The sequence below is a fragment of the Streptomyces sp. NPDC047974 genome, from assembly GCF_040653375.1.
Classification (GTDB): Bacteria; Actinomycetota; Actinomycetes; order Streptomycetales; family Streptomycetaceae; genus Streptomyces.
Genome location: NZ_JBEZNU010000005.1, coordinates 233,606 through 249,490 on the forward strand (window position 1 = coordinate 233,606; position 15,885 = coordinate 249,490).

At 75.7% G+C, this 15,885-nt stretch carries 9 protein-coding genes; 8 read left to right on the forward strand and 1 reads right to left on the reverse strand.

The features are described from left to right. Positions 1–212: 212 nt before the first annotated feature. From AB0E19_RS10480 to cas6e, 5 genes are read left to right on the forward strand one after another with little or no spacing between them, the layout of a single operon-like run. Entirely contained in the window at positions 213–1,757 is a 1,545-nt protein-coding gene (locus tag AB0E19_RS10480; RefSeq protein ID WP_362176354.1) for a type I-E CRISPR-associated protein Cse1/CasA, read from the forward strand. Continuing rightward, entirely contained in the window at positions 1,754–2,380 is a 627-nt protein-coding gene (gene casB, locus AB0E19_RS10485) for a type I-E CRISPR-associated protein Cse2/CasB (RefSeq protein ID WP_362176357.1), read from the forward strand. The genes AB0E19_RS10480 and casB overlap by 4 nt, the downstream gene beginning before the upstream one ends. Beyond that, positions 2,377–3,807, forward strand: coding sequence for a type I-E CRISPR-associated protein Cas7/Cse4/CasC (locus AB0E19_RS10490; protein WP_362176360.1), 1,431 nt, complete (start codon positions 2,377–2,379; stop codon positions 3,805–3,807). Before casB ends, AB0E19_RS10490 begins: the two co-directional genes overlap by 4 nt. After that, complete coding sequence (cas5e, locus tag AB0E19_RS10495) at positions 3,804–4,652, forward strand: type I-E CRISPR-associated protein Cas5/CasD (protein WP_362176363.1); 849 nt, start codon at positions 3,804–3,806, stop codon at positions 4,650–4,652. Before AB0E19_RS10490 ends, cas5e begins: the two co-directional genes overlap by 4 nt. Continuing rightward, positions 4,649–5,374: a type I-E CRISPR-associated protein Cas6/Cse3/CasE gene (gene cas6e, locus AB0E19_RS10500; protein ID WP_362176366.1), complete on the forward strand. Its 726-nt coding sequence runs from the start codon at positions 4,649–4,651 to the stop codon at positions 5,372–5,374. Before cas5e ends, cas6e begins: the two co-directional genes overlap by 4 nt. Positions 5,375–5,527: 153 nt before the next feature. Here the strand turns inward: cas6e and AB0E19_RS10505 are convergent, their stop codons facing one another. Further along, complete coding sequence (locus AB0E19_RS10505; protein WP_362176369.1) at positions 5,528–5,719, reverse strand: hypothetical protein; 192 nt, start codon at positions 5,717–5,719, stop codon at positions 5,528–5,530. 140 nt (positions 5,720–5,859) lie between these two features. On the opposite strand from AB0E19_RS10505, the gene AB0E19_RS10510 reads away from it, so the two are divergent. The 3 genes from AB0E19_RS10510 to AB0E19_RS10520 all read left to right on the forward strand — a co-directional run bounded on the left by AB0E19_RS10510 (position 5,860) and on the right by AB0E19_RS10520 (position 15,547). Beyond that, positions 5,860–9,606 (forward strand): hypothetical protein, encoded by a 3,747-nt coding sequence (locus AB0E19_RS10510; RefSeq protein WP_362176372.1) that lies wholly within the window; start codon positions 5,860–5,862, stop codon positions 9,604–9,606. A 179-nt stretch (positions 9,607–9,785) separates the two neighbouring features. Next, on the forward strand, positions 9,786–10,643 hold the full coding sequence (locus AB0E19_RS10515) for a DUF4132 domain-containing protein (RefSeq protein ID WP_362176375.1): 858 nt from the start codon (positions 9,786–9,788) through the stop codon (positions 10,641–10,643). After that, positions 10,640–15,547, forward strand: coding sequence for a DNA-binding protein (locus tag AB0E19_RS10520; protein ID WP_362176378.1), 4,908 nt, complete (start codon positions 10,640–10,642; stop codon positions 15,545–15,547). The genes AB0E19_RS10515 and AB0E19_RS10520 overlap by 4 nt, the downstream gene beginning before the upstream one ends. Positions 15,548–15,885: the final 338 nt, after the last annotated feature.

Genomic DNA, 15,885 nt, shown 5'->3' on the forward strand with positions numbered 1-15,885 from the left:
CGCCGCCGTCGGCGGTCAACTCCCTTGCGCCCAGGGCGGCTCGGAATATGCGGAACGCGACTCCCGGCGTGTCCCGGGCTGCTAGCGTCCTGTTCCATTCGGGCCGTAACCGTTAGGAGCAAGGGGGGCGGCGGCGCGTGGGTGGTGTCGTGGGCTTAGCCGGTGGGGGCGTTCGGCCTCGGTGGGATCCTCGGGAGTCCCCGTGCGTCAGGGTGTCGACGCTCGACGACCGGCTCGTCGAGATGAATCTGGTGGAGCTGCTCCACGATGCCGACGGGGTGCGCGGCGTGGAAGGCGGCACGCCGGGCGAACAGGTCGCGGTCATCGAGTTCCTGCTGGCGATCTGCTACGCCTCCGGCACCTACCCGGAGTCGGCGGCCCAGTGGCCGGCCTGGGTGGACCGGAGGGACGCGCTGCGGCCGGCGGCCGAGTGGCTGGCGCGGCGCCCCGAGGACGAGATCTGGGACCTGTTCCATCCGGTGGAGCCCCTGGGGCAGAACGCGCTGCTCGCTCCGTTCCTCGACGAGCACGGGGCCGGTCCCGCGCAGCTGGTGATCGAACGGGTCGGGGACTACAACCAGTTCTTCGACCACCACCATCTGGAGCACCCCAGCCCGCTGCCCGTCGCCGAGGCGTTCCGGGCCATGCTCACCCAGCACGTCTACGGGCCGGCCGGCCGCGCCCGGATCTCCGGCAAGGAGACCCTGGGCGCCACGATCACCAACCTCGCCGCCACCCGCCTCGGGACCCGCATCCGGGTGATCGCCCTCGGCGACACCCTCGGCGAGACGCTGCGGCTCAATCTCGCCCCGGTCGACGGGCCCGCCGGGACGCTGAACCGCACCTGGACCGTCGGCGAGGAGCGCCGGGGCTTCACGGCGAAGGCGACCCCGCGGGCCGTCGAAGGCCCGGCGGATCTGCACAGTTACCTCGGCCGGTCGGTGCTGCTGCGCCCCACGCGGACCGGGGAGTACGTCGACCGGGTGCTGCTCGGCGCGGGCGAGGTGCTGAAGCTGACGGACGAGCACCTCCAGGACGCCGTGTACCTCGGGACGAAGGGCGACGGCACCGGGAAGCCCCTGTGGGCGTCGGCGACCCGCGCCGTCTGGCGCGAGGCCCACGCCCTCTACGCGGCGGTGGACGAGGCCCGCTCCGGTGGGGGACGGAACAACGGAGGCACCCTCTACCGGCGGCTCGCGCTCTTCCCTCCCGCGGGCGTCGCCCCCGAGCCCGGCCAGCGGCCCGCCCGACGCGTCGACCTGTGGACGGTCGGGCTCGTGGCCAAGCAGACCACGGCCATCGCCTGGGTCGACGGGACCTTCCCCTTCGCCCCCGGCATGGAGGCCGAGCTCTACGAGGCGTCCTACCGCGGATCCGTCGTCGCCGAGTTCGTGGCGGCCGCCCTGTACAAGGCGGCGTACGCGGCCTGGCGGGTGGCGTACCCGAATCCCAAGCCGACCGACAAGGTCCTCCAGGTCGCGCGGTTCGACGCCCGCGACCGGCACTGGGAGGCGACCCGGGAGCCGTTCGAACTGCTGATGGAGGAGACCGCCCTGGGCGAGGACGTCGGGGCGTCCCTCCGGGAGTACGCGGCCGCCATCGCCACCGCGGCCCGCCGGTTCCTCACCGAACGCCTCGACTCCCTGCCCCGGAACGCGCAGGGCGCGAAAGCCCGGGCGACGGCGCTTCGGCGCTTCGACGACGAGCTGGACCAGCAGAAGACCCCGGCCGAACTCCGAGGGGGGACCACCTCATGACCACCGCCAGAGCCGTCGACGGCACCCGCCACCGCGCCGCCGGCCGCACCGACGCCCCGGTGAGCGAGGGCGGGGCGGCGCTCACCGCGTGGCTCGCCAGCCTCGTCCACAACCACGACTACGCGAGCCTGGCGGAGCTCCGCCGGCCGCGCGTCCAGCGGGAGCCGCACTTCCGGGCGCTCTGGTACAGCCCCACCGAGGCGCAGCGCGAGGTGTACGGACAGGTCGCCTTCCTGTTCGCCGTCTACCACCAGGGGCGGACGAAGCCCGCCTTCGGCTACGGCAGTCTCGGCGAGGCGGCCCGCCGGATCGGCGGCGGAGCGGGGCGCGGGCCGGACGACCCGGGCGCGGCGCGGCTCGTCGACCGGATCGTGTCCAGCCGCCGCATCCCGTGGCGCCACCTCCAGCACGCCATCGCGCGGCTGCGCTCCTGCGAGCAGCAGCCGCCGTCCTGGGCCGGGCTCGTCGACGACCTGAACCGGTGGCACGACCGCCGGGCCCGAGTCCCGTACGAGTGGGGCGTGGCCTTCCACATGCCGCCCGCGCGAGCCGCCGCCGACCGTGCGGGCGCGCTCTCCCTCCCGACCGCAGCCGTCTCCCTCCCGAAGGACCCGACCACGTGACCAGCAGCGTCTCCTCCCCCGGCAGCCAGTTCCTCTCCCTGCACCTCCTGGAGACCCTGGTGGCGGTCCTCCCCGTGCGCGACGAGAACGGGGCGCCGAAGTCCATCGTCTACGGCGGCACCGAGCGACACATGATCACCAGTCAGGCGCGGCGCAGGGCCGAGCGCGTCCACACCCGGAACCGCGCCAACGCCGGGGTCGGCGCGCTGGCCGGGCGCGGCACCGGGACCCGTACCCGCGAGTGGGCGCTGATCACGGCACGGGCGCTGACCTCCGAGCACGGCTGGGAGCCGGAGGAGGCCGTCCGCACCGCGCGGGCCGTGATCGAGGCCACCGGTCTGAAGTTCGGGGACCCGGGCAAGAAGACCGTCGCCAACCTCACGAAGGTGTTGCTGTTCGCCCCGTCGGACGCGGGCGCGCGGATCGCCGCCCACATCGAGGAGCAGGCCGGGACGGTGCGGGCCTGGGCCGACGCGTACACGGCGGCGCAGGCGGCCGCGGCCGCGGCCTCGGCCAGGAAGAAGGGTGGCCGCAGGAGCGCGACGCAGGAGGAGGCGCCCGGCGGGGACGTCGCCGAGGGCGGCGCGGAGACGGGGACGGGGACGGGGACGGGGGCGGCCGGCGAGGCCGCTGCCGCGGAGGCGAAGCTGCCCGCGCTGCCGGCGGCGACCCGCGCCGCGGTGCTGACCGCGCTCGCTCCGCGCGACGCCATCGACATCGCCCTCTACGGACGCTTCCTCGCGGAGATCGCGGACTCGCCGAACGTGGACGGCGCCGTCCAGAGCAGCCACGCCTTCACCGTGCACGAGGCGGAGCAGGTCGACGACTTCTACGCGGCGGCCGACGACGCGAAGCTGGACCGGAAGCGGAGCCCGAAGCCCCAGGAGAAGACGGCCCTGGACTTCCTCGACGCGGCGGACGACGCCGGCGCGGGCATGACCGGCTACCAGTCGCTGATCACCGGCACGTTCTACCGGCACGCCGTCCTCGACCGTCTGAAACTGCGGCGGAACCTCCGGGCGGCCGGGATGACGGAGACGGAGGCCGAGGAGGCGTCCGTGGCGGCCGAGGCGGAGTTCGTCACGGCGTTCGTCGACGCCTTCCCCGAGGCGAAGAAGAACTCGACCGCGTCCACGGGGTCGCTGCCCGCGCTGGTCCTCGCCTTCGAGGGCGAGCGCCCGTACAACTACGCGGCCGCCTTCCAGAACCCCGTCGACGAGAACCCGGTGGGCGGGGGCGGCGAGGGCCCCGCCGGTCCGGCCGCGGTCAAGCGGCTCCTGAAGCACCACGCGTTCGTGAGCGGGCGCCGGCCCGACATCAAGGCCGGCCGCGTCCTCACCTACGACCCGCAGATCGACGAACTCCTCGGCACCCTCAAGGACACCGGCGCGCTGACCGTGTCCTCCGCCGAGGAGCTGACCGCGTGACCTCGCACGTCCTGCTGGTGCGGCTGGCCGCGCCCCTCCAGTCGTGGGGGGTGGCGTCCCGGTTCTCGCGCCGCGACAGTCACGTCAGGCCCACCAAGTCCGCGGTCGTCGGCCTGGTCGCGGCGGCGCTCGGCCGCGATCGCACCGACCCGGTGGACGACCTCGCCTCGCTCGTCTTCGGGGTCCGCGCCGACCACCCTGGCACCCCGGTGCGCGACTACCACACCGTCGGCTCCGGCCGGTATCCGCTGCGCCCTCGCGACGTCATCACCGACCACCGGCGCGCCGCGGCCGTCGCCGCGAGCCTGGCGGCGGCCGACGGGCCGTCCTTCGGGCACCACGAGCTGGCCGGGTGGTACGGGGCGCCGAAGAAGATCACGGCGGATCCGGTCTCGGGGGCGCTGGTGTCGGCGGAGCTGTCGCGCTCGGCGATGGTCACCGAACGCTGGTACCTGTCGGACGCGGCCTTCCTCGTCGGACTCGAACACCCGGACCCGGCCTTTCTCGACGCACTCGCGTACGCCCTGGAGCACCCGAAGCAGCTGCTGTGGCTCGGCCGTAAGTCGTGCCCGCCGTCCGGCACCCTGGCCGCGGAGATCCTGCCCGGCACGATCGCCACGGCGTTCGCCGGCAAACTCCTGCTCCCCGGGCCGGACGGGCCCGACACCTCCGGCCGTCGGCCCTGGGCGTGGATCCAGGCCGCGCCGGGCACCCGCGGCGCCTCGCAGGTGAACGACCAGCCGGTCAGCTTCGACCCCGCGCGCCGGGCCCACGCCAGGCGCTGGGAGACCCGTACGCGCATCACCATCGCACCGACCGCAACCGGATGGGACATCATCCCGTGACCACCAGCGCACGGGCCTCGACGGCCCGCTTCGTCGCCACCCACGCCGTCCTCACCCTCCATGCCCGCCACCCGCTGGTCGCCAAGTCCCTCGTCGACGCGCAGGAGATGCACCGGACCGTCATGAGCGGCTTCCGCGGCTGGGTCGAGGACGGCGCCCCGGAGGCGCGCGCCCAGATGGGCGTCCTGTCGACGTGGTCGGTGGACCTGAAGGCGGCCGCCCTCGTCCTCGTCGTACAGTCGCGGATCCCGGGCGACTGGACCCGGATCCCGCGCGAGGCCTTCACGGCGGCGCCGCGGCTCATCACCGTGGACCGTACGTTCAAGGCGGGCGAGGTCGTCGGCTTCCGTACGGTCGTCAACCCGACCCGCAGCAAGCCGTCGGGCCGTCCCGCGTCGGAGAAGGTACGCGGCACCCGCACCGCCCACACCACGCCGGAGCACGTGAAGCGCTGGTTCACCCGGCGCCTCCAGGCCGACGGCGAGCCGGCGAACGCCGACGACGGCGTGGCCCGCATCGGCGCCACCGCCGACCCCGCAGCGCTGGGCATCCGCATGCTGCCGACGGTCTCCAGCGCCCACCGCGCGAAACCGGTCCGCATCGGCCGCGCCGAGATCCGCGGCGACCTCACCGTCACCGACCCGGACACCTTCGTGAACGTCCTGTCGAACGGCGTCGGCCACGCGCGGGCGTACAGCTGCGGGCTGATACTGACGCGCTGACACGGGAGCCCGACGGGGCGTCCCCGCGCACGCGGGAGGGAAGAAGGGTCTGCTCCTAACGGGAGCCATCCCCGCACGGGCGGAAAACCCCGTCCGTGGCCGAGACTAAGCCCTGCGGCCCCGCCGGGACCAGACCCTCCGGACGCCCCGGACCTACCGCTTCCCGCCACGGCGCATCAGAATCGCCAGCGTGGCGCGCGCGTCCCGCCGGCGCTGGGGGGTGCGGAGGACGACGGACGACACGGCGACGGTCGCGACGGCGCCGGTGTAGGCGAGACCGGTGGCGGCGGAGAGCGTGGCGGCTTCCTGGAACACGGTCTCCAGGACGGTCAGCACGATGGACATGGGATTCCCCCTCGGGGTCGGTCGCCGGGCGGTCGGTTCCGCGGGGCTCGATGCCTCAGGTATCCACCGTGCGGGCCGCGTCCGACGAAGTCGGCCGGCCCCGAACGACGACGTACGCGCAGGTCAGAGGGGAGATGAAGATGTGTCCGACGAAGTCTTCGGCGGACGGCGGACCGGGTGGCGACGGACCCCAGGAGAGCTTCGCCAGGGATCTCAAGGCGCTGTACGAGGCCGCGGGCGGCCGGGCGCTGGGGTACGCCCGGCTGATCGCCGAGGGCCGGAAGCAGGGCTTCACGGTCGGCACGTCGAACCTGAGCGGCTGGTTCCTCGACGCGCCCCCTCAGCTGCCCCGGCATGTCACGTACGTGCTCACCGTGTTGATCCCCTTCCTGGAGGATCGTGCGGTGCTCCGCTCGCCCGGACACCGGCGGGCCGCGGACGGTGTGTGGGGCCGTCGCCTGAGTGCCGCACAGACCGTCAGCAAGAGCGGGCAGGGCGGTCGCGGCCCCCGTGTCCACGCGGCGTCCGCCGGACGCCTCCTGGGCGGACCTTCCCTGGTCCTCCGGGACGTCCTGCCCCGCGACTTCGTCGGTCGGGAGCGGGAGTGCGCCGATCTCGCGGCCTTCGCGACCGCTCGCGACGGGTCCCCCTCGTACCTCTGGTTCCGGGCCGGGCCCTGGGCCGGGAAGACCGCGCTGCTCGCGTGGTTCCTCGCCCGGGAGCTGCCCGCCGGCGTCGACGTCGCCCACCACTTCGTCTCCGGACGTCACGGGACCGATCGCCGCCTGGACTTCGCGCGGGCGGTCGGTGCGCAGCTTGCTGCGGTCTCGGGCGGCAGGCGTCGCCCTCCGCTGGACCCCGAGGACCTGACGCTCGACCCGTGGTACGACCTCGCGGCGCAGGAGTGCGAGAAGCGGGGGCGCCGTCTGCTGCTGGTCGTCGACGGGCTCGACGAGGACGCCGATGCCGGCCCGGAGTGCCGGGGCATCGCCGGGCTGCTGCCGAAGGAGCCGCCGCACGGCATGCGGGTCATCGTCTCCGGGCGGCCCAGCCCCCGGGTTCCGGAGAGGCTCGCGGACGACCACCCTTTGCGCGACCACGGCGTCGTCCGGCGGCTGAGCGACTCCCCCGCGGCGCGGATCATCAGGGACGCCGCGATGGCGGAGCTGCGCGGACTGCTCAAGGACCCGGACTTCGGGGAGCGCGTCCTGGGGCTGCTCGTCTCCGCGCGGGGTGCGCTGAGCTGGGAGGACCTGGCCGAACTCCTCGACGTCGGGCCGCACGCCGTGGAGGAGCGGCTCCGCACCGTGGCCGGCCGGTCCCTGGCGCCGACCCGGGTCGATCGGCTCCCCCTGGACGTGCGGAGCGAAACGGAGGCGGAGGACGGCCTGCAGGCGTTCGTCCTGGCTCACTCCACGCTCCAGGAGACCGCGAGCAAGGGGATCGGGAGGCGCTCGCGGCTGAAGCGGATCGCCGAACTCCACGCGTGGGCCCGGGAGTACGAGGCGGAGGGATGGGACGAGGAGACGCCGAACTACCTCCTCACCGGCTACACCCGTCTCGTACGCGAGGAGGAGGCTCCCGAGCGGCTCGCCGAGCTGGTGCTCGATCCTCGGCGGCAGCTTCGGCTCGTGCTCCGGGACGGGGCGGACGTCGCTCTGGGTGACGTGGAGTCGGTCGCGCCGACCGACGGGGAGGAGGTCGCACCGGCGCGGGCGGCGGCGGTCGCGGTGTCACGGGAGTTGCTGCGGGGGCGCGTGCAGGCGCTGCCCGGGTCCGTGGCGCGGACCGTGGCGCGTCTCGGGGACGCGGGGCGGGCCCGGGCGTTGGCGGGGGCTTCGGGGCGGGCCGTCGAGAAGGCCGTGCGGCTGGCCGATCTGGCGCGGTCGCTGCACGCGAGGGGCGACGCGGAGGCCGCGGCGACCGCTCGGGCCGCCGTCGGGTGGGCGCGCACCGCGCTGCGGGAGGCGGGGCGCTTCGCTCACCTCGTCGACGAGGCGGGGGCCGCGGCGGCACGGGCGGCCGTCGCGCTGCTGGAGACGGCCCTCGCGCCGGACCGGCGCGACGACTTCCGGGAGGCGCTCGCCCTGCTGCGGGCCTCGCGGGGGACGGGTGCGGCGCGGTACGAGGCCTGGGCGGTGGCCGCCGGACTGCTGGCGGCGGAGCATCCGGACGAGGCCGCCGAGCTGCTGGACGCGTTGGAGGAGGACGCCGAGGGGCTGGGGGTGGAGGGCGACTCGGCCGGGGCCGTTCAGGTGTGGGCGACCGTCGCCGCCGCGGATCCCGATCGTGGCGGGCGGGTTCGCGAGCGTGTTCTGGCCCATGTGACGGAGGTGTGGGAGGACGGACCGGCCTTGGAGAAGGTCGGTGTGGTCGCCGTCGCCGCCTCGCTCGTGGCGCCGTCGAGGCCGGAGCCCGCCGCGCGGCTCGTGGACTCGGCGCGGCAGTACCTGGAGAGCGTGCTGGGCGTGGACGCGGGAGGGCTCTCGGCCGCGGACGCGTTCCCTGTCGACTTCGGATTCCGCGACACGCTGGAGGCGTTCTGTCGGGCCCTCGTCGAGATCGGGGCCTCGGAGGAGACGGTCGACCGGATGCGGGACCTCGGGCTTCGGGTTCTTCCCGAGGAGTCCGAGGAGGAGGTGCTCGACGCCGATCCGTTCGAGGATCGCGCGTTCGTCGAGGCCGGTCGGATCGCCGACGAGGCGCTGGCCCTGGCCGGCCGCGAGGCCGAGGACGAGGCCGAGCAACTGCTGCAGCAGGCGCTGGCGCTGCTCCCGGCGGGCGGGCTCGGTGAGGGGCTGAGCCCGGTGTGGATGGCCGATCTCGCGGGGGCGCTCGTCCGCACGGGGGCCGCCGACGAGGCCGCCGCGCTGCCGGCGACGGTGGAGCGCCCCGCCGATCGGGTGCGCGTGAACGCCGCCCTGGCCTTGGCCTGTGCCGATGCCGCTCGGCCCGAGGCGGCGTACCGGTACGCGGACGAGGCTGCCCGCGAGGCGGCCAAGGCCGGTACGGGCCGGGCGCATGTCGCGCAGGCGTGGGCGTGTGTCGGCGAGGTGGGGAAGGTCGTGGACCTCCTGGCGCGGCACCTGCAGCAGCCGGACCGGGCCGGGACGCGGGCCGCGTGGCGGAAGGCCGATCAGGCGGTGCGTATCGCCGTCTCCGCGGAACTCTCGGCCCTCGACCCCGAGGCCGCGGGCTTGGTGCTCCTGCCCGTCCTGAAGCGTCTGGACGCCGGGCGGAAGGCCCTCCGGAGTCAGTCACTGCTGGCCTCGGTCGTGGAGCTCGTCCCGGCCGCCGGCCGGCTGCCGTCGCCCGCGCGGGAGCTCTTCGACGACCTCATGGAGGCGGCGCGGACGCAGGCCGCGCGGAGCGGCCCGCGGTCCCGGAGGGCCGAGGACGTGCTCGTCGTCGCCTTCCTGCGGCTGGGGGCCGGGGACCTGCCCGGCCGTCAGGTGGACTGGCTGAGGCAGGAGCTGCGCAACCGCGGGGCCGAGCACTTCCCGACCGCCGCGCTGGCCGTGCTGCACGCGGCGCTCGGCGACATCGCGGCGGCCGAGGCCGTCGCCGGGCTGCCGGCCGTTCCGCACCACCGGGCGGCGGCGCTGACCGCGGTGGCCTCGCACCTCGCCCGCGTACCGGTCCGTCCGTTCCCCGTCACCGGTCCGGGCGGTACGGACTCCTTCACGCGTGCCGTCCAGCACCTGGCCCTGACGGCGACGCCTCTCGCGACTCCCGCTCCCGAGGCCGCCCTCGGGTCCCTGGGGCGGGTGTCGACCACCGCCGGCTGGTACCACGCCCTTCCGGTTCTGGCCCGGGTCGCCCCGGAGGCGGTGGCGGCCGTCCACGAGATCGCCGCGGTCCACCTCGGTGTCACCGGCCGTCCCTGAGGGGTGCGTTCCGGGAGACTGACCGGGGCGGGGCGGGGCGAGGGCGCCGAAGGGGCGGGCGGGCGGAGGCGTTGTCAGAGGGGGCGCATAGTGTCCTCCTCATACCGCAGTTCAGGGGCGCCTCCGCCCCTGGTTCCGGCTGCGTGGACGAGTGACGTACGGGTGGAGAGGCGCGGCACATGGCGTGGCTGGATGCGGGTGAGGGGTACGAGGTGACCCTCGGCGAGGGCGGGCGGGTGGTCGCCCGCCGGGCCGGGGGGCGGGAGTTGAAGACCGTCCCCAAGGCGCTGCGGGACGACCCGGGCGTGGACCGGCTGCGGCGGCTCTCCGAGTGGCTGGACCGGCACGCGGAGGCGTGCGTGGCGCAGGTGGACGCGTGGATGGTGTCCTCGCTGCCCGTGCCGACGGCGCTCATCGCGCGGGTGTGGCCGGACGAGGCCTGGCGGTCCGCGCTGCGGGACATGGCCGTGGTGGGGGACGATCCGGACGAGGTCGGCTTCCTGAGGGACGTGTCGGAGGACGGCGGGCTGAAGGTCGTCGACCTCGACGGCGAGACGGTGCGGCTGGCGCCGCGCACGGTGACCGTGCCGCATCCGGTGCTGCTGCCCGATCTGGAGGACGTCCGGGAGTTCGCGGCCGAGCTGGGCATCACCCAGCGCGTGGAGCAGATCCACCGCGCCACCTGGACGCGCCCGGAGGCGCACGCGGCGAACGCGACGGAGGTGCGGGAGTACGCGGGCGGGAAGTTCGCCTCCCGGTTCGGGCTCGCCGCGCGGGCCACCGGGCTCGGCTACCGGGTGTCCGGCGGCTACGCCACGTGCAAGGTCCGCGACGCCGGGCGGACGACCGAGGCGTCGGTGTGGATCGGCGAGCCGTACTGGGACGGGGAGTCGGAGACCGGCGCGCTCGGCTGGCACGACGAGGAAGGCCGCGCGGTGCGGCTCGACGGGGTCGGACCGGTTGCCTGGTCCGAGGGGATGCGCATGGCCGCCGCGCTCTACGCCGGCCGCACGATCGAAGAGGGTGGGAAGGCGTGACGGGCACGACCGCGACGAACGAGATGGAGCTGCTGAACGCCGGGGCCGTGCTCCCGGCCGGCACCGAGGGGGCGGGGCCGTCCGCCGTGGAGCTGACGGCCCGGGCCTACCGCCATCCGGTGCTCGGCGAGGACCGGGTCGTGGTGCGGCTGACCGCCGCCGAACTCGGCGCCGCCGAGGACCTGGCCGCGGGTTTCCTCGGGCTCGAACCCGCCGGGGAACCGGTCGTGGTGGGTCTGGGGCGGCGTCAGGAGCTCGGCTTCCCCGAGTGGGTGCTCGTGCACCACCCGGAGGACGGGCACCACGCGCTGGCCGTCGTGCCGGAGCTGGACCGGCTGGCCCGGCAGGCGAAGTCCAAGCCGAAGGCGGCGCTGGACGCCTGCCTGGAGCTGGCCGGGCGGCTCGCCTCATCCGTGCCCCACTTCCTGCCGGTCTTCTACGAGCAGGCCGCGCGGATCTTCCTCGCGGTGGAGAACACCACCTACGCGGGGCAGCTGTTCGGGCGCGCCCGCACCAGTGAGGCGCAGCACGGGCTGCCGGTCGACGAGGACCGTCTCGACGCGGTGTTCCTGGAGTTCGCGCTCGCCGGCGCGCTGCCGGTGAAGGTGCTGTCGGGGTACGGCAAGGAGCTGTCGGCACGGCTCTCGCCGGAGGAGGCGTACGAGCGTTTCCGCCGGCTGTGCGTGCGCCGTACGGCGGGCGGGCTCGCGCCGTCCGCGCAGGCCACCACGGAGCTGCGGCGCCTCGCCCGGGCCGCGGGCCTGGCCGGCGGCGAGGCGGAGCAGGACTTCGTCGCCGAGCTGCTGCCGCTGCCGGCGACGCTGCGGGCGGCGGCGGGCTGGTGGAAGTCGCACCGCGCCACGCTGGTGGCGCTGGCGCGGCGCGTGCCGGCGGTCCGGGGCACGCTGCTCACGCTGACGCCGTCGTCGGACGACGGGGAGCTGAGCGAGCTGTGGCTGGACATCCTCGCCGAGTCCGGCGCCGACGCGGGGCTCGTCGACGCCGGGCTGCCCGCGGAGGAGCGGTGCGCCGACGGGACGGCCGGGTGGCTGGAGCGCTTCCACGGCGCCCGGCACCGCGGCTGGGGCCGGCGGCTCACGCCGACGGCGCTGCTCGATCTGGTGGAGCGGGCGGCGGAGCGGCTGCGGGCCGATCTGGCGGACCGTCCCGAGGGGCGGCGCGCCCTGCGGATCGGGGTCGAGGACGTGAACCTGCTGGACCTGCTGCTGGCGCTCGACGTGCCGGTGACCGCGCCGGACCAGGAGGGCGGCCGGCGGAACACCGCGCTGGATTTGATGGACTGGCACCAGTCGGAGCGGCCCCGGGATCTGGCGGCCCTCGCCGCGGACCCGCGCTTCCACCCGGCCTTCGACCGGGGTGCGGACGGCTTCCGCGGCGGCGGGCACGACGCGGACGTGATGCGCCGCCTCGCCGCGTCGGCCGGCGGGCGGGTGCTGCTCACCCGCTGGACCGCCGGGGTCGCCCGGAGGTCGGTGGCGGCCGGGCTGCCCGCCCTGCCGACGGCCCTGTCCACCCTGTCGTGGCTGCCGTCGGAAGCACTGGCGCTCGCGCCGGACGAGGTGACCGCGGCGGCGGGCGCCGATCTCGGCGAGACGCTGGCGCGCAGCCTGCGCGGCGGCACGTGGGAGGAGTTCCACTGGCCGGAGTGGGAGCGTACGGTCGCGGAGCTGGCGTCGGATCCGGCGAAGCTGACCGTGGTCGAGGCCTGGCCCCACCTGATCGTGTCGAACGCCTCCCAGGTCCGGGTCATCGACGCCGACTCCACCCTGCTCGTCCATGACCTGCGCATCCCGTCCTCCGTGGCGTCCTCGGTCCGCGACCGCGGCTTCCACTACGTGGACGGCGCCCTGTTCGTCTTCTGGAGCGGTTACGGAAGCGGCCCGGCGCAGGGGTACTGGCACACGGCACCGGACCGGCTGATCACGCTCGACGAGAGCGTCAACCCGTGGTCGCTGCGCTCCTCCGAGGTCAGCCTGGCGCTGCCCGGCGGCGGCCGCACCACCGGCCGCGGCGTGCTGCACGCCGGGGACACCCGGATTCCCGCGGAGGCGCCGGTGATCTCCGACGGCACCTCGTACTGGGTCTTCGAGAACCGCAACGGCGGGGACGACAGCGGCTGGGTCGAGTACGACCCCGCCGAGGGCACCTACGGGCGGCGCTCGCAGCCCGGCTTCCTCGCCGACGCGCTGCGCGGACACGCCCCGGACGCCAGGCTCGGCGCGTTCTCCTCCTGGCTGCGCCCCGCACCGACCGTCGAGGGCTCCGCCGTCGGCGCGCCCGTCGACGGGCTGCTCGGCTGGCGCGTGGTGCGGCTGCCGGGGAACGGCTGGCGCGGCGAGGACACCGGCGGGCGTGAGGTGGTACTCCCCGAGGGGGCCACGATGCCGGTCGCGGCGCTGCTCTTCCCCGGCGACGACCGTCCGCGCGCGCTCGGCCGCGAGTGGCGGAACCTCTCGCTGACGGACCCGGACGGGATCGTCACGGCGACGGCCGAGAGCGGCCGGACCGACCTGTTCCGGACGGCGGCGTCGGTGCTGCCGCCGCTGCCCTTCCTGTACGCGCTCCGCCCCCGCGACCCGCGGGGGTCGGCCGCCCTGCGCGCCGCCGACGCGGAGACGGCCGGCATCCTGCTGAAGGCCTCCCTGGACGCGGAGACCGTCCAGGAGGTGGCGGCCCTCGTGGGCACCTCGTTCCCCGAGGTCACCGCTCCCGAGCTCGTCGCGGGCGTGGTGAAGACCGTGCTCTTCGCCGCCCGGCAGCAGCGTGCGCTCGACGCGGTCGCCGCGCGCCTCCACCCGACGGCCGAGCCCGTCGTGGAGCGGGTCGCGGGCCCGTCCGACCGGGTCCTCGCCCAGGCGCTGAACGGCGTGGTGGGCTCCGGCTACTACCGGTGGGGCTCCGAGTCGGACGTCACCCACCGCTATCTGGAGGAGCTGACGGCGGCCTGCGCCGACACGGAGGCGGAGGCCGTCCCCGGCCGGCTCCACTTCGACCTGCCGTCGCTCCCCTGGTCCGGGCTGCCGTTCACGCAGCTCCTGGACCGGCCGGCGACGATCGCCTACCGGGCCGTCGCGCCCGGAGCGGACGAGGAGCACCGGGGCACCCTGCTCGGTCTGCTCGCCCGCACCGACGCCCTCGGCGTCCTGTCGGCCGCCGGATCCGCCGACCGCTGGCGGCGCGTCCTGCTCCACCTGACCGAACCGCATCTGGCCGACGCGCACGGTCAGAGCCGGAACCACGCGCACCGCAGCGTGGTCCCGCTCGGCGGCGGGGCCGTCCTCGGGCTCACCGAGCACACCGACGGCGTCGCGGACGGCCGGGAGTTCGGCGCCCTGCTGCACGACCCGAGCGGGCGGTTCGAGGTGCCCGGGCCGTACACGGTGCGCGGCAGCCTGCCGGTGGGCGACCCGGTGCGCGCGGCGGGCTGGGCGGCCGCGTTCCTGAAGGAGGCGGAGGCGCGCGGCGCGACTCCGTTCCTGCCGGCGGCCGCCGAGGAGTTCGGCCGGCTCACCGGGGCCTCCCGGGCGCTCTCCGGGCTCGTCCTGGCCGGCATGCCCGGGATCGACAGCCACGAGAACAACTTCCTGCCCCTGGAGCTGCGCACGACCCTGGGACTGAAGGTCGCCGAGGCCGGGCACGCCCGGGACGAGCTGCGGGGCCTGCCGGTCGAGGTGCGCCAGGAGGTCGTGGCGGCGCTGCTGCCCGAGGACCCGGCCCTGCTGTGGACCGAGGGCCCGGACGTGGCGGCCGCGGCCGAGGTGTGGAACGCGCGGGTCGGTCGCCGGGTGCCGGTGCCCGACTGGCTGACGACCGAGGCGGCGCGGGCGGTGCGGACCGGCTGGCCGGTGCCGCGGGCGCTGCCCGCGCTCCTCGACCCGGCGGGCTCCCCCGAGCTGGGCACGGACGTCGCGTGGCGGATCCAGAAGGACCGGCCGGAGCCGGCGGCGCCCGCCGAGGCGCCGTTCACCGGGGCCGTGCTGACCGGTGCGGTGGGCCTGCTGACGTGGCTGGCCTACCGGCTCCCGGCGGGCGATCCGCTGCGGGCGGCGCTGCCGGCCGCGCTGACGGCCGTACGACAGCGGCTGGCGGCGCCGGAACTGCTCCTCGCCGTCGGCCACTACACCAGTCTGGCGGAGTTCCGGCGGGTGGCGGGTACCCCGACCGAGGCCGCGCCGGATCACGAGCGGTACGGGGCGGTGCTGATGGCCACGCACGACGGGCAGCCGCTGCCCGCGCTGCGGCCCTCGCTGCTCGACTCCGCCGGCTCCGACCCGTATCTCGTGGCGCTGCGCGGCGAGGACCAGCAGCCCACGTGGGTCGAGGCGGCGCTGCGCCGCTGCCACGACCCGGCGTTCGGACGGCTCCTCGCCGATCAGGGCGCGCCCGCGGCGGGCGCGGCGGACGAGGACGGCACGTGGTGGCCGCAGGACCCGACGCGCTCGGTGCCCGGCCTGGTGGCGGAGGCGGCGGAGGCGCACGGCCTGGGGGCCGACGCGGCGGCGCTGTATCTGATGCTGCTGGCCCTGCCCGACCCGACCGACCGGAACACGGCGCGGTGGACGGGGTGGAAGCCGGCGCGGCTGAAGGCGGCGCGGGCCGAGCTCGCCGCCACCGACCTGGTGGTGTCGGCGGTCCGGGCCCGCGCGGGCCGCACGCTGTTCCTGCCGGGCGCGTGGGTGGAGCAGTCGGCGCCGGTGCTGCCCGTCGAGCAGTGGAAGCTGACGCTGCTCGGCCTGCCGACGGCCGGCCGGCCCGTCCTCGGCACGCTCGTGCCCGCCGAACCGGTCGCCGAGCTGTACGCCCGGGCGTGGCAGCGGATCGCCGACGGCGACCTGCCGCGCTTCGAGGAACTGAAGGTGAAGCGCACGCGCCGGCGGCGCTGATCCGTCCCGGTGGGCCCCACGTCCCCTTTGGCCGGCCCCCGCGCCGGCGACGGGGCGGGGGCCGGCCTGGAGGGGCGCTGCCTGGAGGGGCCTGCCCGGTGGGCACCTGCCGGCAGGTGCCCACCGGGCAGGTCCCACCGGGCAGGTCCCCCCGGGGCAGGTCCCACCGGGGCAGGTCCCACCGGGCAGACCCACCAGGCGAGGTCCGCCGGGCAGGTCCCACCAGGCGGGGTCCGCCCCTGACCACCCCACGTGCCGGGCGCCCACTCGCCGGGCGCCCTCATGGAGGAGCCCGTCCTCGGGGCCCTCCGTACACCGTCCGTCCCTCTCCCCAGCGA

What these genes read in the sequence shown, in the direction of transcription:
- AB0E19_RS10515 (WP_362176375.1), top strand. Translation starts at nt 9,786, where the DNA reads ATGGCGTGGCTGGATGCGGGTGAGGGGTACGAGGTGACCCTCGGCGAG.
- AB0E19_RS10505 (WP_362176369.1), bottom strand. Translation starts at nt 5,719, where the DNA reads ATGTCCATCGTGCTGACCGTCCTGGAGACCGTGTTCCAGGAAGCCGCC.
- casB (WP_362176357.1), top strand. Translation starts at nt 1,754, where the DNA reads ATGACCACCGCCAGAGCCGTCGACGGCACCCGCCACCGCGCCGCCGGC.
- AB0E19_RS10510 (WP_362176372.1), top strand. Translation starts at nt 5,860, where the DNA reads ATGTGTCCGACGAAGTCTTCGGCGGACGGCGGACCGGGTGGCGACGGA.